This is a genomic window from Bradyrhizobium hereditatis (genome assembly GCF_020329435.1).
Classification (GTDB): Bacteria; Pseudomonadota; Alphaproteobacteria; order Rhizobiales; family Xanthobacteraceae; genus Bradyrhizobium; species Bradyrhizobium hereditatis.
In genome coordinates, this window is record NZ_JAGKJK010000004.1 from 90,064 (window position 1) to 114,084 (window position 24,021).

22 protein-coding genes are annotated in these 24,021 nt (G+C 61.9%); 10 read left to right on the plus strand and 12 right to left on the minus strand.

What is annotated here, in order from left to right; genetic code table 11:
* Positions 1 to 7: 7 nt before the first annotated feature.
* Positions 8 to 355 carry a YkgJ family cysteine cluster protein gene (locus J6524_RS10770; RefSeq protein ID WP_225670330.1) on the plus strand — a complete coding sequence of 116 codons (348 nt, stop codon included), beginning with the start codon at positions 8 to 10 and terminating at the stop codon, positions 353 to 355.
* An 89-nt stretch (positions 356 to 444) separates the two neighbouring features.
* Here the strand turns inward: J6524_RS10770 and J6524_RS10775 are convergent, their stop codons facing one another.
* Positions 445 to 849, minus strand: a complete 405-nt coding sequence (locus J6524_RS10775; protein WP_225670331.1) for a hypothetical protein — start codon at positions 847 to 849, stop codon at positions 445 to 447.
* 193 nt (positions 850 to 1,042) lie between these two features.
* Positions 1,043 to 1,396 carry a DUF3307 domain-containing protein gene (locus J6524_RS10780; RefSeq protein ID WP_225670332.1) on the minus strand — a complete coding sequence of 118 codons (354 nt, stop codon included), beginning with the start codon at positions 1,394 to 1,396 and terminating at the stop codon, positions 1,043 to 1,045.
* Positions 1,397 to 1,817: 421 nt separating this feature from the next.
* On the opposite strand from J6524_RS10780, the gene J6524_RS10785 reads away from it, so the two are divergent.
* On the plus strand, positions 1,818 to 3,227 hold the full coding sequence (locus tag J6524_RS10785; protein WP_225670333.1) for a TAXI family TRAP transporter solute-binding subunit: 1,410 nt from the start codon (positions 1,818 to 1,820) through the stop codon (positions 3,225 to 3,227).
* A gap of 116 nt (positions 3,228 to 3,343) precedes the next feature.
* Here the strand turns inward: J6524_RS10785 and J6524_RS10790 are convergent, their stop codons facing one another.
* Both J6524_RS10790 and J6524_RS10795 read right to left on the minus strand, forming a co-directional pair.
* Entirely contained in the window at positions 3,344 to 4,228 is an 885-nt protein-coding gene (locus tag J6524_RS10790) for a DUF6537 domain-containing protein (protein WP_225670334.1), read from the minus strand.
* A gap of 18 nt (positions 4,229 to 4,246) precedes the next feature.
* Positions 4,247 to 4,915: a Crp/Fnr family transcriptional regulator gene (locus tag J6524_RS10795; protein WP_225670335.1), complete on the minus strand. Its 669-nt coding sequence runs from the start codon at positions 4,913 to 4,915 to the stop codon at positions 4,247 to 4,249.
* A 388-nt stretch (positions 4,916 to 5,303) separates the two neighbouring features.
* On the opposite strand from J6524_RS10795, the gene J6524_RS10800 reads away from it, so the two are divergent.
* The 7 genes from J6524_RS10800 (at position 5,304) to J6524_RS10830 (ending at position 13,234) form a co-directional block, all read left to right on the plus strand.
* Complete coding sequence (locus tag J6524_RS10800; protein WP_225670336.1) at positions 5,304 to 6,089, plus strand: enoyl-CoA hydratase/isomerase family protein; 786 nt, start codon at positions 5,304 to 5,306, stop codon at positions 6,087 to 6,089.
* Between the two features lie 289 nt (positions 6,090 to 6,378).
* Positions 6,379 to 6,621 carry a hypothetical protein gene (locus tag J6524_RS10805; RefSeq protein WP_225670337.1) on the plus strand — a complete coding sequence of 81 codons (243 nt, stop codon included), beginning with the start codon at positions 6,379 to 6,381 and terminating at the stop codon, positions 6,619 to 6,621.
* A gap of 244 nt (positions 6,622 to 6,865) precedes the next feature.
* Positions 6,866 to 8,506 (plus strand): ankyrin repeat domain-containing protein, encoded by a 1,641-nt coding sequence (locus J6524_RS10810; protein ID WP_225670338.1) that lies wholly within the window; start codon positions 6,866 to 6,868, stop codon positions 8,504 to 8,506.
* A gap of 196 nt (positions 8,507 to 8,702) precedes the next feature.
* Entirely contained in the window at positions 8,703 to 9,356 is a 654-nt protein-coding gene (locus J6524_RS10815) for a response regulator transcription factor (protein WP_225670339.1), read from the plus strand.
* 173 nt (positions 9,357 to 9,529) lie between these two features.
* The gene (locus J6524_RS10820) at positions 9,530 to 9,811 is read left to right on the plus strand and encodes a circadian clock KaiB family protein (protein WP_225670340.1); all 282 of its coding nucleotides are present in this window, start codon (positions 9,530 to 9,532) and stop codon (positions 9,809 to 9,811) included.
* Entirely contained in the window at positions 9,808 to 11,277 is a 1,470-nt protein-coding gene (kaiC, locus tag J6524_RS10825) for a circadian clock protein KaiC (RefSeq protein ID WP_225670341.1), read from the plus strand. Before J6524_RS10820 ends, kaiC begins: the two co-directional genes overlap by 4 nt.
* Positions 11,278 to 11,332: 55 nt before the next feature.
* On the plus strand, positions 11,333 to 13,234 hold the full coding sequence (locus tag J6524_RS10830) for a response regulator (protein ID WP_225670342.1): 1,902 nt from the start codon (positions 11,333 to 11,335) through the stop codon (positions 13,232 to 13,234).
* Between the two features lie 10 nt (positions 13,235 to 13,244).
* Here the strand turns inward: J6524_RS10830 and J6524_RS10835 are convergent, their stop codons facing one another.
* The 8 genes from J6524_RS10835 to J6524_RS10870 form a co-directional block, all read right to left on the minus strand.
* Complete coding sequence (locus J6524_RS10835; RefSeq protein WP_225670343.1) at positions 13,245 to 13,943, minus strand: nitroreductase; 699 nt, start codon at positions 13,941 to 13,943, stop codon at positions 13,245 to 13,247.
* Between the two features lie 117 nt (positions 13,944 to 14,060).
* Positions 14,061 to 15,305: an acyl-CoA dehydrogenase gene (locus J6524_RS10840; RefSeq protein ID WP_225670344.1), complete on the minus strand. Its 1,245-nt coding sequence runs from the start codon at positions 15,303 to 15,305 to the stop codon at positions 14,061 to 14,063.
* Positions 15,306 to 15,421: 116 nt separating this feature from the next.
* A complete protein-coding gene (locus J6524_RS10845) occupies positions 15,422 to 16,669 on the minus strand; it encodes an acyl-CoA dehydrogenase (protein ID WP_225670345.1) in 1,248 nt (415 codons plus the stop codon).
* A 126-nt stretch (positions 16,670 to 16,795) separates the two neighbouring features.
* Positions 16,796 to 17,923: an acyl-CoA dehydrogenase family protein gene (locus J6524_RS10850; protein WP_225670346.1), complete on the minus strand. Its 1,128-nt coding sequence runs from the start codon at positions 17,921 to 17,923 to the stop codon at positions 16,796 to 16,798.
* A 216-nt stretch (positions 17,924 to 18,139) separates the two neighbouring features.
* Entirely contained in the window at positions 18,140 to 20,011 is a 1,872-nt protein-coding gene (locus tag J6524_RS10855; RefSeq protein WP_225670347.1) for an AMP-binding protein, read from the minus strand.
* A 52-nt stretch (positions 20,012 to 20,063) separates the two neighbouring features.
* Positions 20,064 to 20,870: an enoyl-CoA hydratase/isomerase family protein gene (locus tag J6524_RS10860; protein WP_225670348.1), complete on the minus strand. Its 807-nt coding sequence runs from the start codon at positions 20,868 to 20,870 to the stop codon at positions 20,064 to 20,066.
* A gap of 187 nt (positions 20,871 to 21,057) precedes the next feature.
* Positions 21,058 to 21,816 (minus strand): SDR family NAD(P)-dependent oxidoreductase, encoded by a 759-nt coding sequence (locus J6524_RS10865; RefSeq protein WP_225670349.1) that lies wholly within the window; start codon positions 21,814 to 21,816, stop codon positions 21,058 to 21,060.
* Between the two features lie 66 nt (positions 21,817 to 21,882).
* Positions 21,883 to 22,551, minus strand: a complete 669-nt coding sequence (locus tag J6524_RS10870; protein WP_225670907.1) for a TetR family transcriptional regulator — start codon at positions 22,549 to 22,551, stop codon at positions 21,883 to 21,885.
* A 146-nt stretch (positions 22,552 to 22,697) separates the two neighbouring features.
* On the opposite strand from J6524_RS10870, the gene J6524_RS10875 reads away from it, so the two are divergent.
* On the plus strand, positions 22,698 to 23,870 hold the full coding sequence (locus J6524_RS10875) for an acetyl-CoA C-acetyltransferase (protein WP_225670350.1): 1,173 nt from the start codon (positions 22,698 to 22,700) through the stop codon (positions 23,868 to 23,870).
* The last annotated feature ends 151 nt before the right edge of the window (positions 23,871 to 24,021 follow it).

Consider the following 24,021-nt stretch of genomic DNA (forward strand, 5'->3'; position numbering starts at 1 on the left):
CTGAAACATGCATCGAATCGCCGCCGATAATGAAAGCCCCTGCCAGGCCTGCGGCGCCTGCTGCAGCTATTCGCAGAATTGGCCGCGATTCACCACCGAGGACGACGCGGCGCTCGACCTGATCCCGGAAAGATTCGTCAACGACAGACTGTCGGGAATGCGCTGCGACGGCGATCGCTGCTCGGCACTGTCAGGCAAGGTTGGCGAGGCGACGTCCTGCCTGATCTACGCGATACGGCCGGAAGTGTGCCGCACCTGCATGCCCGGCGATGCCGAATGCGCGATGGCCCGAAAACGGCATGGATTGCCGGTGCTTTCTGTCATCCCTGCGGACGCAGGGACCCATACCGCGTGATCTATTGATCGGGCGATCAGGCAGACGCCTTCTAAAACAACAAGTATTTGTGGTTATGGGTCCCTGCGTTCGCAGGGACGACAGCTGGGTTAAGCCGTCACCGCCTCCGCGAAGTCTTCATCATCAATCGCGTCGTCGATCGGCTTGAAGGTCGAGAGCGGCTTGGTCGAGAGGGTGATCGGCTTGCGGCCGTTATTGGCTGACGAGGAGGCGGAGCGTGCGGCGGGTTCGCGCGACAGCGCATAAAGCGTGGAGCCGACCCGGCCACCGAAATGCACCAGTTCGCGCTCGGTGCAGCTTGCGGCAACCGCTAGCGCCAGCGCATGGAGGTGGCTGCGGCGGTAGCAGAACAGCGCCAGCATGGCTCGGACGTCGGGCGAAACACTTTCCACCAGCAGCGACAGGCCGTGCGGATTGGCACGATACATCTCGCCAAGCAATTCGTCCCGGACCGGACAGAAATCATTCTCGAAGGCGTCGCGGCTTGAAAACATTGCGGTTCTCCCCTTTCCGGAAGATGCCGCGTAATTCTCTAATGAAGGGTTAACCACGCTCTTCAGTAGTGTTCCGGAGATCTTGCTAGTCACGGCTGAATCAGAATCGGCAAGTTGATTCGCGCGGCGGGATGCGCGCCGACTGATCGCAGAAGTCGATTGAAACAAGGAAACCGATGCCGCCGGCCGCGGGTCAGTTCGCCGCCATGTAAATCGCGAGGCCAAAGCCGGTGAGATGGTGCAGCGCCTGATCGACGCCGATCAGCGTCCAGAACCACGGATGCTCGTTCTCGAGCGTCACGCCGAACCGGGACGCGATGATGCCCTTGAGACGGTCGACCGTGATGTGGATGGCGAAATCGACAAAGGCGACGAACCAGAAACGCGGCGCAACGATCAGGATCAACACCAGCGACACCGCGAGATGCACGAGGCAGTGCGCGAGGAGCGGAAGCGCCCAGCCGGTCTTTTGATCCTTGCCGATCGCCATCCAGGAAGTCTGCAGCATGAAGTCGGCAATGACGTGCTTCACCGTGAGAAGCAGCATCCATCCTACCAGCGCACCTACCGGGATCGAGGACGACATCGAAGGAAACAACAAAGCTGACGCCCTTTGGCTGGGGACTGACGAGGTGGCGAAAAACCGGGGCCTAGGCTGTCAGCGCAATGTTCTTTTCAAACCCGGACTATTCGAACGTTGCATTATTTATGACATCTCCCGCGCCGGAATGCACCTCTTGGTAGTCTGAAAATCGCACGGTGTGGCGGAACTGCGATACTGCGGCAACCACGCGCGGTCGGCCCCAGGGTAAGGTTACCGGCGGGCGCGGTTTGCAATCCCATGGTACGGGGCTATCATTGGCCCCGCGGGAAAATTATCGTTCTTTTCTAGGTATTTACGAATTCATTCGGACGGCCTGCGGCGCCCGTTCGGCGACGACCACGTCCCTCACCGCCGGTTACGAGCCATGAGTGCTGAAGCCCCCACGCCGCATCCGAAAATGCCGCGTCGCCGCCTCCGATCCGTCAAAAGCAACCGGACCCAGATCCTGCTGTTTTCCATCCTGACACTGGTGCTCACCGCCGCCGTGGTGTGGGGCGGCCGGACCTGGCTGCGCAATTCCGAGACGCTGGTGTTTGCCGTGGGCGACGAGAGCGGTCCCGAGGCGCGCTTTGCGGCCCGGCTGGCGGCGGTGCTGAAGAATAATTCCTCGCGGCTGCGGCTGAAGATCGTGGCCAATGGCGACAATGCAAAGGCATTGTCGCAATTCGACCGCAAGGAAGCCAATCTTGCCATCTTGCGGACCGACGCCCGCATCCCGCCGCGCGCCCGGTCGATTGCGATACTCGAACACGACCTGCTTCTCTTGATCAGCCCGAACGGCAAGAAGATCAAATCGACCGCCGAGCTGAAGAAAAAGAAAATCGCAGTTATTGCGGGCAACGAGAGCGGCGCTGCGCTGGTGCGCAATATTCTTGAACTGTCCGACAATCCGGAGGCGGCAGCGCGGGTCCAGATGGCGCCGCCGCTTTCGTCCTTCGACCAGTTGTTCGCGGCGGGCATCGGCGCCGTGATCAAGATCGCGCATGCCTCGCAGATCGTGAAGGACAAGAGCTACGAGCAATACGCCCGGCGTGGCGGCTTCACGCTGAATGCGATCGACTCGGCAAAAGCGATCGCCAGAAAATATCCGGCGATCTCGGAGGAGACGGTGGCCACGGGAATGCTGTCCGCCTCGCCCGCCATCCCTGCGGAAGACGTCGATACGATCGGACTCGAGTGGCTGCTGGTCGCGCAATCCCGGCTTTCGACCACGACCGTGGGCGACCTCGCGCGGATCATCTACGAAAACAAGGCCGAACTCGCGCTGCCCGATGGCTTCGCTTCCAAGATCGAGCCCGCGGCGACCGACAAGGACGCCTTCATCGTCGCGCATCCGGGAGCAGCCGAATACATCAACGATGAAACCAAATCCTTCGTCGAGCGCTACAGTGATTTGATGTATTTCGCGCTGGCCGCGCTCAGCATCATCGGCTCGATCTTTGCCGCCATCTACGCCAAGGTCACCCGGGTCGCGCCGGAAAAGGCGAGCCAGCTCGCCACCGCCATTCTCGATATCGGCGAGCGCATGGAATATGCCACCTCGCTCGATGCGCTCGACGAGCTACAGGACGAGCTGGAACGCGTGCTGCGCCGCGTTGTGATCGGGTTGCGCGACGGCACTATCAGTAGCGACGGGCTCGACACCTTCAAGCTCGGCTATGAATTCGTGCGCGACGAGATCACCCTGCGCCGCGAACATCTCAAGCGCCACGTGGCGCAGGATCATGCGCAGGACGACAAGGTCGTGGTGGTGAAGACCGCGCAGAGCGCGTAGTCCAGTTATTCGATCCCGCCGTGGGGTGCGCAAAGCGAAGCGTGCCCACCATCAAGACCACCGGCGTAGATATATGGTGGGCCACGGCGCAATGCGCCTTTGCCAACCGTACATTCTCAGCTCGACGACACCCCCACATACGCGCCGGCAGTCGCCCGCGCGCGAATTTCGGCGATCTTGCGCTTGAGCGCCGACTGGCGCGGATCAGGCATCGCGGCGGCGCGCGCTTCGGCTACCGCGCCGGCAAGATCCGACAGCGCTAGCACGCCGTCGAAGGTTGGCTTGGCAAGCCCGTCGATGATCGCGTGCCAGTCCGCCATGCCCTGCCGATAGACCTCGCCATATCCCACGATCATGGTCGCGGTATGGATCATCGCCGGCGCCGCCTGCGGCTGCTTGGTCAGGGCGCGGTCGATCATGTGCAGCCAGCGCTCGACCCAGACCCGCTCCTTGGCATAGCGCACCGAAAGCAGCCGCCATCGCCGCAGCCCCGCTTCTATCTTGAGGCGGCGAATGCCGAAGCGGCTTTTCGTGCTGAAGCGGATGGAGACGCGTTTGTCCTTCAAGCCCACCCATTCCAGCGCATCGAGAATGTATTCGGCGATCACCGCCGGCAGCACGCCGATCAATTCGTCAAGGCTGAATTTCCTGACGTCGACGGAGCCGGCGGATCCAGGGGGGCGGTCGGCCAGTTCGGCAAGCTTGAGTTGGGCGATCCGGATCGGGTCCTCATAGCTCATGCGCACCGCCATCAGGCGTGCAATTTCGGCAAGCATCTCGTCGTTGACGCCTTGCTTGCCGACGAACCGCCGCAGGCGATCGACATAGAGCCGCGCGTAGCTCGGGCCCTGATAATCGATCAGAAGATGGATGGCCTCGCTCGCCAGCGCCATCACCGGCTCCGGCAAACCTTCCGGCAGAAACGGCGGCTCGTCGTCATCGTCCCCGATGAAATCGGCGAACAGGTAACGTAGCGACGATACTATACCGCGGTCAGACACCCCTTGTCGCTCCGGCTCCTAGGCGGGCTTCGGTTCGGCGGCGCTGGCTGCCATCTGCTGCGCCAGCCGCTTTTCCACCGCCTCGAGGTTCTGGAACAGGCGCGCACTGGCCAGGCGGAGGAAGTAGAAACCGAAGGCAGGGTTCTGCACGTAAAGCTCCTCGACCTTGGTGTAGCTGACGCTCAGGATGAGGCCGGCTTCGACGCACTCCAGCGTCTGCGTTCGCGTATTTGACGGCGACAGCATGCCGAGCTCGCCGACGATCGCGCCGACCGGCAGCACGATGCCCGATTCCACCAGCTTGAACTTGCCGCTGACGATATAGAGCATGTCCTCGGCCTTCTCGTCCTTGTAGAACAGGATCTCGCCGGCCGCGCAATTGCGCTCGGTCATGAACGGCTTCAGCCATTCCATCGAGAGATCACTGTTGACGGATTTCTTCACGTCGCGCACCAGCTGCAGCATCTGGTGCAGGCGATAGGAATTGACCAGCAGCATGGCGACCTGCACCACGATGACCAGGTAATTGCGGGTCGGGATCGCCGTCAGGATAAGGACCACGTTTGCGAGAATACCGAAGACCCGCAACGGGATCATGGTCTTCATCGTGGTGGTAGCGATCACGAAGATGGACGCGAACAGCGCGCCTGCGGTTCCTGCGTGTTGTGCCAGATGAGACGTATCCATTGGAGGCAACCAAATTCTTTAGGGTGAATTATTCGCGATTCTGTTGCGGTGCCGCTATCGTAATGCCCGCAGGGCCCTTTTGGTATACGAGGAAAGGGCGACGTTTTGTCGGGATTCTCACTATTCCGGGTAAAATTAGCTTCCTACCCCGCCATTGGTGCTACCTGGACGGCCAGTGCCGGGCACAATCGCCACGTGGCCATCGTTGACGGCCTCCACGTAGACAGGCACTTTGCCGGCATTTGTCACGCCGCGGCTTGACCGTTTGATCGGCTTTTCGCATCCACTGAGCAAAAGCATCTCGATCCGGGCGAGACTATCGATGCCAGGGCCAAGCGGCGCTGCCAGAGAACAATAGCTCAAACAAGCAAGAAGATTGGAGACCAGCATGCGGGAAGCAGCCGAGGCGGCGAGCGCGCCCATTCTCGAAATCAGCGGCCCGCGCGCCACCATCCGCCTCAACCGGCCAAAGCACCTGAACCGGTTGCAGAGCGAGGATCTCGGCGAGCTCCTAAAACTGTTCGACCGGATCGAGAGCGATGGCGCGATCCGCGTGCTGGTGCTGACCGGCACCGGCCGCGCTTTTAGCGCGGGCTATGATCTCAATTCGGTGGCGGACCGCGCCATCAGCGAGAAGGAGCAGCAGAGTGCGGGATCCGCCTTCGAGGTCGTCGTCAACCGGCTGGAGGATCTCGGCGTGCCCACCATTTGCCGGCTCAATGGTGGCGTCTATGGCGGCGCGACCGATCTGGCGCTGGCCTGCGACTTCCGCATCGGAATAGACACTGCGGAAATGTTCATGCCGGCAGCGCGGCTCGGCCTGCACTATTACCCGAGCGGAATTAAACGCTACGTCTCGCGGCTCGGCGTCGACAATGCCAAGATGCTGTTCCTGACCGCCGAGAAGATCACTGCAGCGGAAATGCTGCGGATCGGCTATCTCACGGCGATGGTGCCGGTGGAAGCGCTGGATGCCGAAGTGGATCGCCTCGCCAACATCCTCGCCGGCAACGCGCCGCTTGCGATGCGCGGCATGAAGCGCGCCATCAACGAAATTGCGCGCGGCAAGTTTGACGAGGAAGCCGCCGACCGCCGCCATCGCGAAAGCATGCGCAGCGCCGAGATCAAGGAAGGCATCAACGCGTTCGCCGAGAAGCGTCCGCCGCGGTTTTAGAACGCACCGGCGCGAAGTTGACCCGACGCATCCCTCTATCCGTCATCCTGAGGAGGCCGCAACGCGGCGGTCTCGAAGGATGAGCGGCCCGGTCGGTGGCCGTTCATCCTTCGAGCCGCGCTTCGCGCTCCTCAGGATGACGGAGATACACGAACAATCCAGCCGACAGCCCACGAAACACTCGTGAAACACGATTCTCCCCTTCCCGCATGAACGCGAATTGCGGTCGGTCCGACTGATGGGCAGGGACGCAACAATGGCCTCGTGCCTCGTAACTGGAGAATTAACGATGTTTCGCAGGATTGCCCTCGGACTGATCGCCGCCACCTCGCTCACCCTTGCCGCTGCGTCGCCCGCTTCCGCTGGTGGCTTTTATCACGGCCATCATTGGGGCTATGGCTGGGGTCCCACCATCGGCGCCGGCTTTGGCGGCGTCTATGTCGACACTGGTCTGAACGGTTGTCTGCAGCAGCGCTGGGTCGAAACCCGCCGCGGCATGCGCCTGCGCACCGTGAACGTCTGCGCCTACTGATCGATGGTTTCTGCAATCAAGATCCCGGTCGCGACAAGCGGCCGGGATTTTTTCCCGCTGGAATCGCGCCTTGTCCGGCCGATTTGACCATTGCCTGCACCCGCCATATGGTAGCGCATGCGGTGCAAGCCGCTCCCGGGCCCGCGGGAAGGGTTGAACCCACTTGCAGCTTTCGAGCGACATCTAGAGCCTTTGTGCAGCCGGTATTGCGGGCCGTCGGCGGTGTCATGCACGGAGGTGTCTGATGGACCGGTCGCCCGATCGATTGAATCTCGATCATCTGAAGAAACAGGCCAAGGAATTGATCCGCCTCTATCGCGACAGCGATGCGGCGGCGATGGCGCGATTTCGCGCTGCGCTGCCGGCCGCGGCGGGCCAAAGCGATGAGGCTATTTCCTCGCTGCAACTTCGCCTGCACGACGCGCAATCCTGCATCGCGCGCGAACACGGCTTTGCCTCATGGCCTGACCTGAAGCGTTACGTCGAAGTGCAGATGGCGGCGCGGAGCGAACGCTCGGCCCGCGTCCTGCACTGGGCCAAGCTCCTTTATTCCGGCGATGTCAGCGGCACGGTCAACCGCGCCAATCCGCGCGTTGCGTTGCGGATGCTCGCTGAGGATGGCGGACTCGTCGCTGATGATCCCTACCTTGCCTGCGCGATTGGCGACGAAAGCGCGTTGCGGAAGGCGACGCAGGCCGATCCGTCCTGGCTCAACCGGCCCGGCGGCCCACTGCAATTGCCGCCGCTGTTTGCGGTCGTGCATTCGAGCCTGCTGCAGATAGAGGAGTTTCGCGAGCGCCTGCATCGCTGCACGCAATGGCTGATCGCTGATGGCGCCGACGTCAACCAGTACATTTTCAGCCGCTGGCCGCCGGGATCGCTCGAGAAGCCGGACCAGCGCTATCCGCTCTCGACGCTCTATGGCGCGGCCGGCAGCAACCATGATCCGGTGCTGACGAGACTGTTGCTTGAAGCTGGCGCGGATCCCAATGACGGCGAATCGCTCTACCACTCCCTGGAGAGTCCAGTGTGCACGCGCCTGCTGCTGGAGCACGGCGCGCGCATCGCCGGGAGCAATGCGATCTACCGCGCGATCGATCTCGATGACGACAGCGTGCTGAGACTGCTGCTACAGCACGGCGGCGAGCCCAATGAGCCGGCGGGCAATGCGCCGCTCACCGATTGGGGCTCGCCGCTGGCATGGGCCATCTACCGCCGGCGGCCCCGTCACGTGGAGGCCTTGCTGGAAGCGGGCGCGGACACATCACGGCAAACTCCCCTGGGCGTCAGCCCGTATCGGCTGGCGCTGCAATTCGGGCTCTCCGACACTGCGGCGCTGCTGCGAACGCAAAGCGACGCGCCAGGTATTTCCGATGAGGAACGCTTTGTCGCGGCCTGTGCGCGCGGCGACGAGACCGAGGCACGCGCGCTTCAAGCCCGGCGGCCCGATTTGCCCGCCTCGCTTTCACCGGCGCAGTTGCGCCTGTTGCCTGACATGGCCGCGGCGGGCGCGGACGATGCCGTCAGGCTGATGGTCAGGCTGGGCTGGCCGGTCGCCGTGCGCGGCGGCGACTGGGATGCGTCCGCGCTCAATCTTGCGGTATTCCGCGGCAATGCCGGCCTGACGCGTTTTCTGCTCGAACATGGCGCCAAATGGACCGAGCAGCACGGCCATGGCGACAATGCCTGCGGCACGCTCGGATGGGCCTCATGCAACGAACCGGTCGAAGGCGGCGACTGGGTCGGCTGCGCTCGGGCCCTGCGCGATCACGGCATGCCGGGCGCAACGGCGATTCCCGATGATCCGGAATGCGTGTCGATTGCGGGAGTCAAAAAGCGGTTCTCCGACGAAGTGACCGAGGAACTGCTGTCGAGACACGCATGAAGCGCTCCGCCGCTGCGGCGGTCATTTCTCCTCCAAGATCCTTCGAAACGGCGGGCGGTAACCTGGCGATGGGTAATCCAGAGCCGAAATAGTACCTATCTACTAGTTACTTAGAAAAAAGGAACCAGATTTCCGTGCCGGCGTTGGTATGGCAACCCAGCAATTCCACGATTTCAACCAGCACAGGGGACCACCAATGGACCAGGTGGCGAGCGATGACGCACGCGATAATGACCCATGGGAACCTCTCGCTTCCGCACTACGTGGCGGACTGATCATTGCCGACGCCAGGGGTCAGATCGTCTGGATAGACGACGATACGCGCCGCCGCGTGAATGGCGGCCTGCAGAATCTTGAGCTTCCAATTCGCAAGTCCGGCGCGACCACGATCGATTGCTTCGTAACGTCCGTTGATTTGACGGTTAACGGCGAGCAATCAACAGTTTGCGTCATTCAGGAAGTCAGGGATTCCGGCCGCGACCTCATCACCGCCATCGAGTCGGTCCTGACCGATACTTCCTCCTTTACGCGCAACATGATCGACAAGCTCAAAAGTCTGCGCCCGGTTGCGCACCCGCTCCCCCTTTCCACCGACATAGAGCTGTTGACCGATCGCGAGCGAGAGGTCCTCGGGCTGATATGCGAGGGCAAGAGCGACATCGACATGAGCAAACAGCTCCGGCTTTCGCAGAATACGGTACGAAATCACGTTGCATCTCTGTATCGCAAAATTGGCGTCAATCGTCGCAGCGCTGCGATCATCTGGGCTCGCGAACGCGGTATTACTACCGAGGTTGCCTTGGGCGGCAGCAGGCACAAGCGAGTCCCGCCTGAACTTCGGCGAAGGTGACCGCCTACTAGTAGGGTTGGTATTTCTCTCTCTCTTGCGCTGGCGTGGCGTCTATTGTTCGCTTTGCCGACTCATCACGCTAACCGATCAGGCTTCCGTATCCCGAGCTGCCGCGGAGTGATGTTGCCCTCCGTAGCATCGCGCGACGGGTCTACTACAAAGGCGAAGCCTCCGTGGCCGAACTCGTGCTCCGACTGTATATCGCCGGAAATTCTGCCGGCTCTCGTCGAGCAGAGCAAAATCTTCATGACCTGAGAACTTTGCTCAATGAGGCATGGCACATCGAGATCATCGATGTGATGCGTAGACCCGAGCTGGCCGAGCAGGCCCGCATCATTGCCACGCCTACTCTCTCCTACGAGCATTCGGGCAGGCCCAGACGTATCGTCGGCGATCTCAGCGACAAAAAGCGGATTCTTGAATTTCTTGGAATCGAGACAGGAGACGATCCATGACCGCACAGGATGATGTCGATCTGACCGGTGTTCTGGAGCGCGTCAAGACCGGCGTTGCGGCCTTCGACGACCTAGTTATGGGCGGCCTTCCGCGTGCACGAACCACTGTTGTCAGCGGCACACCCGGAAGCGGAAAGACCGTGTTCGCAACGCAGTTTCTCGCCCACGGAATCACGACATTTGGGGAGAATGGCGTGCTCGTAACATTTGAGGAACCGCCGGCTGACATCGAGGCCAATATGCGCGGATTCGGCTGGGATCTTGCGAAGTGGCGCAAGGAGGGCCGGCTAGCCTTCGTGGATGCAAGCCCACCGGCCACCGATGAACTCGTGATCGGCGACTTCGATCTCGCCGGTTTGCTTTCGCGAATTGAGCACGCGGTAAAGAATGCCAACGCCAAACGCGTCGTCCTGGATTCGTTGACGCAACTGTTCGACCATTTCATAGGGGATCCCAAGATCCTGCGCCGCGAGCTGTTTCACATCAGCACCGCCCTGAAAAAATCCGGCCTCACGGTGCTGATGACCGCAGAGCGTAACAGCGAATATGGCGAGATTACCCGTCACAGACTGGAAGAATTCGTTGCCGACAACGTGGTGATATTGCGCAACGTCCTGCATTACGAGAAGCGCCGCCGTACGATAGAGGTTCTCAAAATGCGGGGAAGCCATCACGCCGAAGGCGAAGCACCATTCACGCTGCTCGCGAGCCAGGGCGTAGTAGCCGTCCCGCTGTCCTCGCTTCGCTTGGAGCAGCAGTCGAGCACCGTACGGGTGACCAGCGGCAATCCGGCAATTGACGAGATGTGCGGGGGTGGATTTTTCCGCGACAGCGTGACGCTGGTCAGTGGCGCCACCGGCACCGGCAAAACCCTGCTGGTGACGAATTTCCTCGCCGGCGGGGTGACTGCCGGAGAAAGGGCCATCCTGTTCGGGTACGAAGAGAGCAAAGGCCAACTGTTCCGCAATGCCAGCGGCTGGGGCACCGATTTCGCCCGGATGGAAGCCGACGGGAAGCTTAAGGTCATCTGTCTCTATCCAGAAGCGCAGGGGTTGCCGGATCATCTGCTGACGATCCAGAGCCTCGTTGACGAATTCAAACCGAACCGCATTGCCGTGGACAGTCTGTCGGCACTTGAGCGCATCGCACCGGACACCGGCTTCCGCGAGTTCTTGATAAGCCTGACGTCCTTCATCAAAAAGCGGGAGATAGCCGGGCTTTGCACCGCGACCAGCAAATCCCTGATTGGCGGCGAGAGCGTCAGCGAGCAGCATATTTCAACGCTGACGGATTCGATCATTTTGCTGCGCTACATTCAGGAGGAGGAAGTAATGAACCGTGGCCTTATGGTCCTGAAGATGCGCGGCAGCGAGCACGCCAAGGAAATTCGCCGGTTTGCGATCGATGGCAGTGGCATGCACCTCGGCGATCCATTCAAGAGAGCGCCGAATGTATTCAAGACATAGCGACCTGCAGGACGGTGCGAGAGACTCCGCCGGGCGCGTTGAGATCGGCACGAGCATGACGGATACTGCAAACCGACCGAACATCGATCACGGGGAAATCAGGTTTCTCATCGAGAAGAACGCTGATGGAATTATTGTGGTTGACGAAATGGGAATCGTCCTGTTCGCGAATCCTGCCGCCGAGCAAATATTTGGCAGGTCTTCCGACTCGCTAATCGGCTCTCCTATCGGCATTCCCTTTGTCGCCGGTGAGATGACGGAAATTGCCATTCACAGGCCTGGCGGCGATCAAATCGACGCGGAAATCCGCATCGTCGAGACGGTCTGGGATCATCGGCCCGCACGTCTCGCAAGCCTTCGCGACATTTCGGGCCGGAGGGCGATGGAGGAGCGGCTAAGGCATTCAGCCAAGATGGAGGCAGTAGGCAGATTAACTGCGGGTATCGCGCACGACTTCAACAATCACCTCACGGTGGTGCTCGGCAATCTAGAAAGCGCTATGCGACGTTCGAGGAGCGCCGATCCTTTGCTGAAGCGGGCGCTCGAAAACGCCACGCGCGGCGCACAGCAGGCCGCCGTGCTGACCGAACGACTACTCGCGTTTGCCCGGCGGAAGCCGCTTGAGCCCCGGCTGATCAGTCCTGAAGACCTCCTTTCAAGGATGTCGGATCTGCTTCAACGTACCCTCGGAGAAAAGATCGAAGTTCAAGCTAGAATCGCCGCGGGCCTTTGGGGAATAGAAGTCGACGCGACCGAGCTGGAAGCCGCCATTCTAAATCTCGCGGTCAACGCGCGAGATGCAATGCCCTGCGGCGGCAAGCTGATTCTGGAAGCGATCAATGTTGAGACGGCGGCTCCGGATCGTTCTGTCGCCGATAGTGAGATCGCGGATGGACCTCATGTGCTCATTTCCGTCGCCGATTCCGGGATGGGTATGACGCCCGAGGTTCTCAATCACGTATTCGAGCCGTTCTTCACGACCAAGACCGACGGGCGTGGAACCGGCCTTGGTCTCAGTCAGGTCTATGGCTTCGTGAGGCAGAGTGGCGGCTTTGTCAGCGTTCTCAGCCGGCCAAATATTGGCACTACGGTCAAAATCTTCCTGCCGGCGGCCGCCTCATCCCGGTCACCGTCATGTCACATTGAACCAGCCGAACAGGAGACGCCGCGGCAGCTTCCCGCCGCCCGGCCGGGCGAGACGATCCTTGTTGTGGAAGACGCGGCCGACGTACGCAATTACACCGTGAGCAGCCTACGCGAACTTGGCTATCTCGTACACGAAGCTGCCGATGCAGTCTCGGCGCTCGGCATTCTTGAACGAGAGCCCGGTATTGCTTTGTTGTTGACCGATCTCGGACTGCCAGGCGAAATGGACGGAAAGACCCTCGGTGACCGAGCTCAGTCAAGTCATCCGTCGTTGCGAGTTCTCATCACAACAGCGTACGCCGCAGCTGCTCTCGTCCATGAAGGTCGGCTTGACCCGGGTATCGAGTTGCTCAACAAGCCCTTTTCATTTTCTGCGCTTGCGGTGCGGGTACGCGAGCTTCTGGATACCGGTCTCGATGATGAGCACATGGGCTCCCGCATTCTCGTCGTCGAGGATGAACCCCTACTGCATGCGTTTGTCACAGACATGCTTGCAGAATGGGGACTTTTGGCCGAGGTCGCCGGCAATTTCAGGGAAGCCGTGACAAAAATTCGAACCGATGCGGATGGGCTGGTTGGAGCGATCGTCGACCTCGGTCTACCGGATAGACCTGGCCATGAATTGGTCGCCGAGATCAGGAGTTTGTACCCGGACATGCCGATCATATTGGCAACGGGCTATGCCGACACGAGCATCCGAGCTCGTTTCGCAAATGTGGGGCGCCTGCGGATTCTCCCAAAACCGTTCAACGCAGTTGACCTGATCGCCGCATTGCAGGACCTTGGCGTTCACGCGAGCCGTGCCGAGTGATCGAACTTCTCTATTCTTCGATGAACGTCACGGTATCGGCGACGCTCGCCCGCGAGGTGCGGTAGCTGTTGACCTTGTGGGCGTGGTCGGCATAGCCGAACGAAATGCCGCAGACGACGCGGCGGTCGTCCGGCAGCCTGAAGTGACGCCGGATCAGCCCGGAATGCCGGGCGAGTGCGGCCTGCGGGATCGTGCCGAGGCCGAGCGCCTGCGCCGCCAGCATGAAATTGGAGACATAGGCGCCGCAGTCGACCGCGCCATAGACGCCGAGCGGCTCGTCGGTGTGGATGATGGCGACATGCGGCGCGCCGAAGAAATTGTAATTCTCCAGCGCCTGCTTGGCGTAGGCCGCCTTGTCGCCGCGCGCGATGCCGAGCGTGTTGTAGAGCTGAAAGCCGCTCTCGCGGCGGCGTTCGAGATAGACGCCGAGATATTCGCGCGGCGGCGTGAAGTCATGATCGTCCTTGGCACCGGAGGCGGCCTCGGCATAGATCGCCTTGCGAAAGCTCTCCTTGGCCTCGCCGCTCGCGATTAGTACCTGCCATGGCTGGCTGTTGCACCATGACGCCGTGCGTTGCGCGACTTTCAGGACATGCTCGATGGTTTCACGCGGCACTTCCCGCGGCAGGAAGGCGCGCACGGAATAGCGCTCGTTCAGGAGCTCTTCGAGCACGCCGATGCGGTCTTGTTGATTCACGGTGACGTCCATGGACTTTCCTGCTGCCTGCGTAGGGTGGGTTAGCCGAAGACGTAACCCACCGCTTCCGTCGCATCGGTGTGGGAGCATGGTGGGTTACCCTTCGCTAACCCACCCTACGATCCTTATTCAGCGCCCTTTGGTCGGGATTTTGTTGAACGGCACGTCCTTGTCGACCCTGATGTCGCCGGGCAGGCCCAGCACGCGCTCGGCGATGATGTTGCGCAGGATTTCATCCGTGCCTCCGGCGATGCGCATCGAGGGCGAGGACAGCAGCATCTGCTGGAACTGGCCGCGCGCCAGCTCTTCATCGGCGCCGGCGAGCGCGCCCGCCGCGCCCTGCAGATCCATCGCATAGGTCGCGATGTCCTGTAGCATCATGCCGGACACCAGCTTGCCAATGGAATTCTCCGGGCCCGGCCGCTCGCCCTTCGACAGCGAAGAGATGGCGCGGTAGCTGGTATATTTCAGCCCGCTCGCCTTCACCGCCCAGCTCGCGAGCTTGGAGCGCGTCGCGGGATCATCGATCGCAAGCCCGTCGTCGGTCATCAGATTGGAGCAGAACTCGAACATTTCGGGGAAGCCGGTGGCGAGCCGCGAGCCGATCGACATGCGCTCGTTCATCAGCGTGGTGAGCGAGACATTCCAGCCGTCACCTACCGCACCTAGCCGCTGGCTGTCGGGGATCACGACGTCGGTGAAATAGACCTCGTTGAACTCCTGCATGCCGTTGGCCTGCTTGATCGGCCGCACTTCGACACCCTTGCTCTTCATGTCCAGGAAGAACATCGTCAGCCCCTTGTGCTTGGGCACGTTGGGGTCGGTGCGGGTGATCAGGAGGCCGTAGTCGGAGTAGTGCGCGCCGGAAGTCCAGATCTTTTGGCCGTTGACGATCCAGTTGTCGCCCTTCTTCTCCGCCCGCGTGCGCAGGCCGGCCACGTCGGAGCCGCCGGCCGGCTCGGAGAACAGCTGACACCAGATATGTTCGCCGGAAGCGAGCTTCGGCAGATAGTGGCGCTTGTGCTCCTCGCTGCCGAACGCCATCACGGTCGGGCCGCACATGCCCTCGCCGATCTGGAACGGCTGCGTCAGCTTGCCGTAGACGCCCTCTTCCTGCTGCCAGATCACCTTCTCGATCGGGCTGGCGCCGCGGCCGCCATATTCCTTCGGCCAGTGCAGGCAGGCCCAGCCGCTCTCGGCCTTCTTCTTCTGCCAGGCCTTGCCGACGTCGACGATGTCTTCCTTTTCCAGCCGGATGCGGCCGAGCGAGGATTTGGATAGCTCCGCCTCATATTGCTTCGGTGCGTTGGCATCGATCCATTTGCGGGCAGTAGCGCGGAATTCCGCTTCCTGCGGGGTATCGTCGAAGTTCATGGCGGACCTCTTTTTCTTGCGTAGGTGGGTTAGCCGAAGGCGTAACCCACCGGTTCTATCGATTGTCGTGCTTGCAATGGTGGGTTACGCGTCGCTAACCCACCCTACGAATTCTCTTAACCCCTTCCCTTGGTCGGGATCTGGTTGAACGGCACGTCCTTGTCGACCCTGATGTCACCAGGCAAACCAAGCACGCGCTCGGCGATGATGTTGCGCATGATCTCATCAGTGCCGCCCTCGACGCGGGTACCGGGCGCACGCAGCAGCATCGCCTGGAATTTGCCGGCGACCTCGGCATCCTCAGGCCCGCTCAGCACGCCGGCGGCGCCCTGCAGGTCCAGCGCATACATCGCGACTTCCTGGACCATCGATCCCGCGACCAATTTGCCGATGGAGTTTTCCGGTCCGGGACGCTCGCCCTTCGACAGCGCAGAGATCGCGCGCATGCTGGTGTATCTCAACCCGCTCGCCTTCACCGCGTAGTTCGCCAGCCTTGAACGAACGTTGCGGTCCTCGATTGCGGGGCCGTCCTCCAGCATCAGGCTGTTGCAGAACTCGAACAGTTCGGGGAAACCAGTTGCAACGCCGGCGCCGATCGACATGCGCTCGTTCATCAGCGTGGTCAGCGAGACGTTCCAGCCGTCGTTGACTGCGCCGAGACGCTGCGAGTCCGGGATCTTGACGTCGGTGAAGTAGACCTCGTTGAAGTCAGACTGGCCGCTCGCCTGCTTGATCGGCCGCACCTCGACGCCCGGGCTCTTCATGTCCAGGAAGAACATGGTGAGGCCCTTGTGCTTCGGCACGGTCGGATCGGTGCGCGTGAGGAGAATGCCGTAATCGGAATAGTGCGCGCCCGAGGTCCAGATCTTCTGGCCGTTGATGATCCAGTCGTCGCCGCGTCTTTCGGCGCGGGTGCGGAGGCCCGCGACGTCGGAGCCGCCGGCCGGCTCTGAGAATAACTGGCACCAGATCTTTTCGCCGGAGGCCAGCGGCGGCAGGTATTTCCGCTTCTGCTCCTCGCCGGCGAACGCCATCATGGTCGGCCCGCACATGCCGTGGCCGATGATGAACATGGCGGAAAGCTTGCCGAACGGGCCCTCCTCCTGCTGCCAGATCACGCGCTCGATCGGCGACGCGCCGCGGCCGCCATATTCCTTCGGCCAGTGCAGGCAGGCCCAGCCGGCATCGGCCTTCTTCTTCTGCCAGGCCTTGGCGACCTCGAGAATGTTGGCGCCCTTCAGCACGGTGCGGCCGAGCGAGGATTTGCGCAGCTCTTCCTCATACTGCTTCGGCGCGTTGGCTTGTATCCACGCCCTGGCTTCAGCGCGGAACGCGGCTTCCTGCGGGGTGTCGTCGAAGTTCATGGTCTCAATCCTCGATCGCGTTTCCGGCTTCGTAGGATGGGTGGAGCGCAGCGATACCCATCTCCTTCTTGGCCGGTGTGATGATGGGTTTCGCTTCGCTCTACCCATCCTACGGTTCTCACAAGCTTACGCCGCGTTCTTCCTGCGCATGCGGTCGATCAGCTGGTCTTCCCAATACGATAGGCTGCCGAGCGTCAGCGCGGTCGCGTTGGCGCGGCGGTAATACATGTGGCAGTCGAACTCCCAGGTGAAACCCATGCCGCCGTGGACCTGGATATTGTTCTTGGAGCAGTGCTGGAACGCCTGCGTCGCGCTGATGCGTGCGGCAGCGGCGGCTTCCGGCAATTCCGCGGCGTTGGTCGAGAGCGCCCAGGCGCCGTAATAGCAATTCGAGCGCGCCAGCGTTGCCGAGACATACATGTCGGCCAGCATGTGCTTGACCGCCTGGAAGGAGCCGATCGGCCGGCCGAACGCGATACGGTCAAGCGCATAGTCGCGGCCCATCTCCAACGCGCGATCGGAGCCGCCGACCTGTTCGAACGCCAGCAACACCGCGGCGCGGTCGAGCACCTGGGTCAAAATGCTCCAGCCTTCGCCGGTAGCTCCAAGCGGCTCCGCCTTGGCGTTCTTGAAGGTCAGTTCGGCCTGCCCGCGCGTCGGATCGATGTTGGTCAACGGCTTGGCTTCGACGCCGCCGGCCTTCAGGTCGACGAGAAACAGCGAAATGTCAGCGTCGCGCCCGGTCGAACCGGTGCGCGCTGCAACGACGGCAAAATCGGCGATCGCGCCATCCGGCACCGGCTTCTTCACGCCGGAGAGCGTGCCGCCTGAGGCCTGCAGCTTGATCGCCTTCGGCGACGGATTGCCCTTGCCTTCGAACAGCGCCAGCGTGCCGATCGCCTCGCCCGATGCGATCTTCGGCAGCCATTTCCGCTTCTGCGCGTCGGAGCCTGCAAGCAGCAGCGCTTCGGCGGCGAGATAGACGGTGGAGGAGAACGGCACCGGCGCATTGGCGCGGCCCATTTCCTCCGCGATCACGCAGAGTTCGAGATGGCCGGCACCCGCACCGCCGAATTCCTCGGGAATCGCAACGCCAAGGAAGCCCATTTCGGCGAGCCCCTTCCACAGCTCCTTGTCGTACGGCGCCTTGCCGTCGAGCACCTCCCGCACGGCCTTCGACGGACATTTCTCGGCGAGAAACTTCCTCGCCTCGTCGCGCATCTGTTTTTGTTCGTCGGAGAAATCGAAGTTCATGGCGTGTTACTCGCGTTGGTGATGGCTCTGTAGGATGGGTGGAGCGAAGTGATACCCATCAATAACTGGTTTCGGATGATGGGTTTCGCTTCGCTCTACCCATCCTACGTTCTGTTGTCATTCCGGGGCGATGCGAGGCATCGAACCCGGAATCTCGAGATTCCGGGTCTGGTCCTTCGGACCATCCCGGAATGGCGAGTGGAGAGAGCGTCGTTCTCATTGCAGCACAATCACGTCCTCTCCCGGCTTGTCGGCGTAGAGCTTCTCGACCAGCGCCGCGCGGCGTTCGAGGCCGGCGCGCTGGTTGATGTAGCCCTTGTCGGTGAGTTCGTTGCCATCGATCGAGGGCGGCTCGACCATCAGCATGGCTCGCGCGATGCGCATGCTGCTGCCGGTGGCGGAGGCGTTGTGCGCTTCCAGCCCTTGCCTGAAGCGGGCGATCACCTCCGGATGCCGGATGACATCTTCAAACGTCGCATCGGGATTGCCAATGATCTGCCGGCAGGCGTGCAGATTTGGCCAGGCGAGCAGCCCGATGAACGGACGGTCCTGTCCCGCGACCAAAGCGTCGTGCACCACAGGCGTCGCGGCCGCGATGGCATCCGTGCGCAGCGACCCGACATGGACAAAGATGCCCGTCGTGAGCTTGAAGTCCTCGACGACGCGGCCGGCAAAGATGATGCCCTGCAGCGGATCATTCTCGTCGACAAACACGCCGGCATCGCCGATGCAGTAAAAACCTTCCTCATCGAACATTTTCTTCGTGAGGTCCGGCTGGCCGAAATAGCCCGGCGTGACGTTGACGCCGCGCAGGCGCAACTCATATTTCGAGCCGCACGGCACCATCTTCAGTTCGACGCCGGGGAACGGCAGGCCGATCAAGCCAACGCGCTCGGTGTCCCAATAGGTGCCGGTGGAGGTCGGCGCAGTCTCGGTCGAGCCCCAGCCGGTATAGAACACGATGCGCTCACCAGTGGTCTTCACCGCCAGCGCCTGCATGCGGTCATAGAGATCATCCGGCAGCCGCGCGCCGCCATAGGCCATGACGGAGAGGTTCTTGAAGAAGCTGCGGCACAGCGCGTCGTCCTTCTCCATGGCTGCCGCGAGCGCCGCATAGCCAGCGGGCACGTTGGCATAATAGGTCGGCGACACCTCGCGAAGATTGCGAATGGTCTCCTCGAACTGACCGGGCATTGGCCGGCCATCGTCGATATAGAGCGTGCCGCCATCGACCAGGATCGGATGGAACGCGGCATTGCCGCCCATGGTGTGATTCCAGGGCATCCAGTCCAGCACGGTCGCGAGCGGCCCGTTCGGATCACGCGGGCGAACCTGCATCATCATCGCCGCGTTGGCGCACATCATCTCCTGCGTGTTGATGACGGCCTTCGGCATGCCGGTCGAGCCCGAGGTGAACAGGAGCTTGCCGACGGTCTGCGGCGTGATCTTCGCGATCGAGTCCTCGACATCCTTCGTCACCTGCGTCGCCGCGAGATCGGCAAAGGACACGCTCTTGATCCCATCGCAGGGCCGCGCGACGTGAACGACCGTGATGCCGGTGAGGTCGATCGCCCTGAGTGCTTTCTCGAAGGTCGGTCCGTCCTGCACCATCACCACCGCAGGCTTGATGAGGTTGAACAGGTATTTGAGCTTGAGATGATCCTGGCTCATCAGCGAATAGGCCGGCGACACCGGCGCTGCCGGCAGACGCGCTTGCATCGCCGCCTGCGTCATCAGCGCATGCTCGATCGAATTGCCCGAGAGGATCGTAACGGGGCGGCCTCCTTCCAGGCCGAGATTTAGTAAGCCCTGCGTCAGGCCGTCGACGGTGCGCTTTGCTTCGCCGTAGGAGACTTTTCGCCATTGCCTGTCAGCACCGGCGCGCTGCGCCAGCCAGATGCGCTCCGGCGCCTCTCTCGCCCATTTCGCGAGCGAAGCCGGTATGTGCTTCTCGTACGGCTGCAGCGGAATGCGCGACTTCAGGATGATGACGCCATCGGGGCGACGCTCGACCGCAATGTCGCGCGCCAGCCACTCGATCTTGCGAAAGGCTGGCTTGGTCAACACGGCGGCGGCACTCCCACTCATATTGCGTCTCCCGGAATTCGTCCTTTGCGGATCTCTTCAGTCTTCTTCGTTTCTACCGCCTGATATAGACAGGCTTTCGTTTCTCAAGGAAGGCCCTGATGCCTTCGTTGAAATCTTCGGAACGGCTGCACAACACCTGATTGCGGTCTTCCATCGCGATCACGGCCTCGATCGAGCCGGCATCGACACTCATGTTGAGGCATTCTTTGGACAGGCGCAGGCCGACCGGCGAGGCCGTCATCATCGCATCGACATAAGGCTCAGCTGCTGCATCAAGGCCGCCTTCTTCGACGACTTCGGAGACGAGGCCGACCGCCAGCGCGCGCTCCGCGCCGATGAAGCGATCGGTCAAAATCAGTTCGGAAGCAACGGAGACGCCGACCAGCCGCGGCAGGAAATAGGACGTGCCGATGTCGCAGCCGCCAAGGCCGAGCTTGATGAAGGCGCAGTTCATTCGCGCGGACTTCGTGGCAATGCGGATATCGGCGGCGAGCGCCAGCGCGAATCCGCCGCCGGCCGCCGCGCCCTGGATCAGGGCGATGATCGGCTGCGGGCAGCGCCGCATCAGCATGACGATATCTGCGATGCGGCGCTGCGAATCCAGGGATTCGGTGACGCCGGGTGGTTCCTGCTGCCCGGCGCGGCGCTTCATCGCGTGTTTCAGATCAAGTCCGGCGCAGAACGAGGGGCCGGCCCCCTTCAGGACTACGACGCGGGTGGAGCGGTTGCGCTGCAGGCCTTCGAAATAGGTGTTGAGCGCGTCGATCAGCGAAGGATCGAGCGCGTTGAGGCTGTCGGGCCGGTTGAGCGTGACCCAATCGACCCCGTCATGATGTGCGATCAGTAGCGGTTGATTCACGATGCGCTCCCTGCATCCGCGGATTGCGGCGCTTATTGCTGCGCCCTCTCCCCTTGTGGGAGAGGGCTACACTGGCAGTGCTGTGCATTCATCGTGGTGAGGGGTTGCCAACCGGAGAGAACCCCTCATCCGTCTTCGCTTCGCGAAGCCACCTTCTCCCACAAGGGAGAAGGAAAAGCACCTCGCCCTACCGCGGCGCCATGCGGATGGCGCCGTCGAGGCGGATGGTCTCGCCGTTGAGCATCGCGTTCTCGACGATGTGCACCGCGAGCGCGCCGTATTCGTCGGGCTCGCCGAGGCGGGCTGGATGCGGCACCTGCGCGCCGAGGCTCTTGCGGGCTTCCTCGTTCAGGCCCATCAGCAGCGGCGTGAAGAAGATGCCGGGCGCGATCGTATTGACGCGGATCTTCAGGCTGGCGAGGTCGCGCGCCGCCGGCAAAGTGAGGCCGACGATACCGCCCTTCGAGGCCGAATAGGCGATCTGACCGATCTGGCCTTCATAGGCCGCGACGGACGCGGTGTTGATGATGACGCCGCGCTCCTCGCCGATCGGGGCCTCGGTGGCAAGCCGTTCAGAGAACAGGCGCAGCGCATTGAAGGTGCCGATCAGGTTGACGTTGATGATGCGGACGAATTTTTCCAGCGGGTAGACGCCGTCCTTGCCGACCACGCGCTGCGAGCCGCCAATGCCGGCGCAGTTCATCAGCACGCGGGCGATGCCGTGGGCCGCTTCGGCCTTGGCGATCGCCGCCTTCATCTGCTCCTCGCTGGTGACGTCGGCATGAAGAGCTACGCCCTTCACCTCGGCCGCGACCTTTTCGGCATTCTCCTTGTTCTGGTCGAGCACGCCGATCTTCGCGCCCTTCGCAGCCATGGCGCGGGCGGTCGCCGCCCCGAGGCCGGAGCCACCGCCGGTGATGAGTACGGCAACGTCTTTCAATTGCATTGTAGCTACCTTTCCTTGGAGAGTTTCTTTTCTAGACTTGGCAAATAGGGAGTAGCGAATAGTGATCTATTCGCTACTCGCCATTCGCTCCTTCAGCATTCCGCCGAAGATCAGCGCTTCCATATGCTTGATGTAGTCGCGGCAGACTTCGTCGGTGACCGGACCGACCCCGGTCGCCCGCGACATCGCGTGACGGCCGAAGAACAGGTGATCGCAGGCGCCGATCAGGCTGGTGTAGAACAGCACCGGATCGATATCGCGGAACTCGCCGGCCTTGACGCCTTCCGCGAGCAGGCGGCGGTGAAAGTCCAGCAGCGGCGCGACAAAGAATTGCGAGACTTCGTCCGCGGCCTCCGTGCTGCTCTCGTGCAGGAGATAGTGGATCAGCCGGTTCATATAGGGGAACTGGTGATAGGCGCGGATGATGCCCCCGATATGCAGGCGCAGCTTCGCGGTCGGCGTGATCGGCTGGCTGATCAGATATTCGAGCTGCGACATCTCGGTCGCGGCGTCGCGCGCCAGAAGCGCCAGCAGCAGCCCGTCCTTGTTGCCGAAATGATATTTCACCAGCGCGGCGTTGACGCCCGACTTCTGCGCGATGTCCGAAAGCGAGACCTCGATCGAGGCGCGCTCGATCATCAGCTCGCTCGCCGCGACGAGCAGCTTCTCGGCGGTGGCGTTTCGGCCGCTCGGAAGCCTGGTCGGTACGCTGGTATTCAACTGATGTCCCGTCATAGCCTGAGGGATGGAAATCCGGCCCGCACATAAGCGCATGCCGCGGCTGCGCTCAAGAGTTAATTGATTGATTGACTAAATCCCGCCGCGCCCCTTAAATCCGGTCCATATTTTCCAACAGACAACAATGACCAGGGAGAACAGACATGGCTGAGGCCTATATCGTCGCCGCCGCGCGCACCGCCGGCGGCCGCAAGGGAGGACGTCTGGCGGGCTGGCATCCGGCCGACCTCGCCGCCTCCGTGCTGGACTCGCTGGTCGACCGCACCGGCGTTGATCCCGCCCAGATCGAAGACGTGATCATGGGCTGCGTGATGCAGGCCGGCGAACAGTCCAACAACATCGCCCGCAACGCGGTGATGGCCTCAAAGCTTCCCGAGAGCGTGCCAGCGACCTCGGTCGACCGCCAGTGCGGCTCGTCACAGCAGGCGCTGCATTTCGCGGCGCAGGCGGTGATGGCCGGTTCGATGGATATCGTGATCGCCGCCGGCGTGGAATCGATGACGCGGGTGCCGATGGGCCTCGCCTCGCAGCTCCCGGCCAAGAACGGCTTCGGTCACTACAAGAGCCCGGGTATTGAGAAGAAGTATCCGAACATCGTATTCAGCCAGTTCACTGGCGCGGAAATGATGGCGGAGAAGTACGGGCTCTCCAAGGATCAGCTCGACGAATATTCCTACGGGAGCCACCAGCGCGCGATTGCCGCGACCCAGGCCGGCAAGTTCAAGGACGAAATCGTTCCGGTGCAGATCACCCGCGCCGACGGCTCTACCGACACGCACCATATCGACGAAGGCATCCGCTTTGACGCCAGCCTCGACGGTATCAGGGGCGTCAAGCTGATCGCCGAGAACGGCAAGCACACCGCCGCCAGCGCCAGCCAGATCTGCGACGGCGCCTCCGGCGTGATGGTCGTCAATGAAAAGGGCCTTAAATCGCTCGGCCTGAAGCCGATGGCGCGCATCCATCACATGACCATGATGGGCGGTGATCCCGTGATTATGCTGGACGCGCCGCTACACGCTACCAAGCGGGCATTAGAAAAGGCCGGCATGTCGATCAACGACATCGACCTGTTCGAGGTCAACGAAGCCTTCGCCGCCGTGCCGGTGGCGTGGCTTAAGACCACCAGCGCCGACCCGGAACGGCTCAACGTCAATGGCGGCGCGATTGCGCTCGGGCATCCGCTCGGCGGCTCCGGCACCAAGCTGATGACGACGCTGGTCAATGCCCTGAAGCAGCGCGGCAAGCGCTACGGCCTGCAGACCATGTGCGAAGGCGGCGGCATGGCGAATGTGACGATCGTTGAAAGACTGTAAAAGCCTGCAATCGGACGCAAAGAGCGTCCGCATAAACAGTGTCGTCCCGGCCTTGAGCCGGGACCCATAACCACCGGTGAGCGTGGTTACATAAAGCTGGAGCTCCAGCCTGTTTCAACAAACGCCATCAGTGGTTATGGGTCCCTGCGTT

What these genes read in the sequence shown, in the direction of transcription:
- J6524_RS10770 (WP_225670330.1), top strand. Translation starts at nt 8, where the DNA reads ATGCATCGAATCGCCGCCGATAATGAAAGCCCCTGCCAGGCCTGCGGC.
- J6524_RS10775 (WP_225670331.1), bottom strand. Translation starts at nt 849, where the DNA reads ATGTTTTCAAGCCGCGACGCCTTCGAGAATGATTTCTGTCCGGTCCGG.
- J6524_RS10780 (WP_225670332.1), bottom strand. Translation starts at nt 1,396, where the DNA reads ATGCTGCTTCTCACGGTGAAGCACGTCATTGCCGACTTCATGCTGCAG.
- J6524_RS10785 (WP_225670333.1), top strand. Translation starts at nt 1,818, where the DNA reads ATGAGTGCTGAAGCCCCCACGCCGCATCCGAAAATGCCGCGTCGCCGC.
- J6524_RS10795 (WP_225670335.1), bottom strand. Translation starts at nt 4,915, where the DNA reads ATGGATACGTCTCATCTGGCACAACACGCAGGAACCGCAGGCGCGCTG.
- J6524_RS10800 (WP_225670336.1), top strand. Translation starts at nt 5,304, where the DNA reads ATGCGGGAAGCAGCCGAGGCGGCGAGCGCGCCCATTCTCGAAATCAGC.
- J6524_RS10805 (WP_225670337.1), top strand. Translation starts at nt 6,379, where the DNA reads ATGTTTCGCAGGATTGCCCTCGGACTGATCGCCGCCACCTCGCTCACC.
- J6524_RS10810 (WP_225670338.1), top strand. Translation starts at nt 6,866, where the DNA reads ATGGACCGGTCGCCCGATCGATTGAATCTCGATCATCTGAAGAAACAG.
- J6524_RS10815 (WP_225670339.1), top strand. Translation starts at nt 8,703, where the DNA reads ATGGACCAGGTGGCGAGCGATGACGCACGCGATAATGACCCATGGGAA.
- kaiC (WP_225670341.1), top strand. Translation starts at nt 9,808, where the DNA reads ATGACCGCACAGGATGATGTCGATCTGACCGGTGTTCTGGAGCGCGTC.
- J6524_RS10830 (WP_225670342.1), top strand. Translation starts at nt 11,333, where the DNA reads ATGACGGATACTGCAAACCGACCGAACATCGATCACGGGGAAATCAGG.
- J6524_RS10835 (WP_225670343.1), bottom strand. Translation starts at nt 13,943, where the DNA reads ATGGACGTCACCGTGAATCAACAAGACCGCATCGGCGTGCTCGAAGAG.
- J6524_RS10840 (WP_225670344.1), bottom strand. Translation starts at nt 15,305, where the DNA reads ATGAACTTCGACGATACCCCGCAGGAAGCGGAATTCCGCGCTACTGCC.
- J6524_RS10845 (WP_225670345.1), bottom strand. Translation starts at nt 16,669, where the DNA reads ATGAACTTCGACGACACCCCGCAGGAAGCCGCGTTCCGCGCTGAAGCC.
- J6524_RS10850 (WP_225670346.1), bottom strand. Translation starts at nt 17,923, where the DNA reads ATGAACTTCGATTTCTCCGACGAACAAAAACAGATGCGCGACGAGGCG.
- J6524_RS10855 (WP_225670347.1), bottom strand. Translation starts at nt 20,011, where the DNA reads ATGAGTGGGAGTGCCGCCGCCGTGTTGACCAAGCCAGCCTTTCGCAAG.
- J6524_RS10865 (WP_225670349.1), bottom strand. Translation starts at nt 21,816, where the DNA reads ATGCAATTGAAAGACGTTGCCGTACTCATCACCGGCGGTGGCTCCGGC.
- J6524_RS10870 (WP_225670907.1), bottom strand. Translation starts at nt 22,551, where the DNA reads ATGACGGGACATCAGTTGAATACCAGCGTACCGACCAGGCTTCCGAGC.
- J6524_RS10875 (WP_225670350.1), top strand. Translation starts at nt 22,698, where the DNA reads ATGGCTGAGGCCTATATCGTCGCCGCCGCGCGCACCGCCGGCGGCCGC.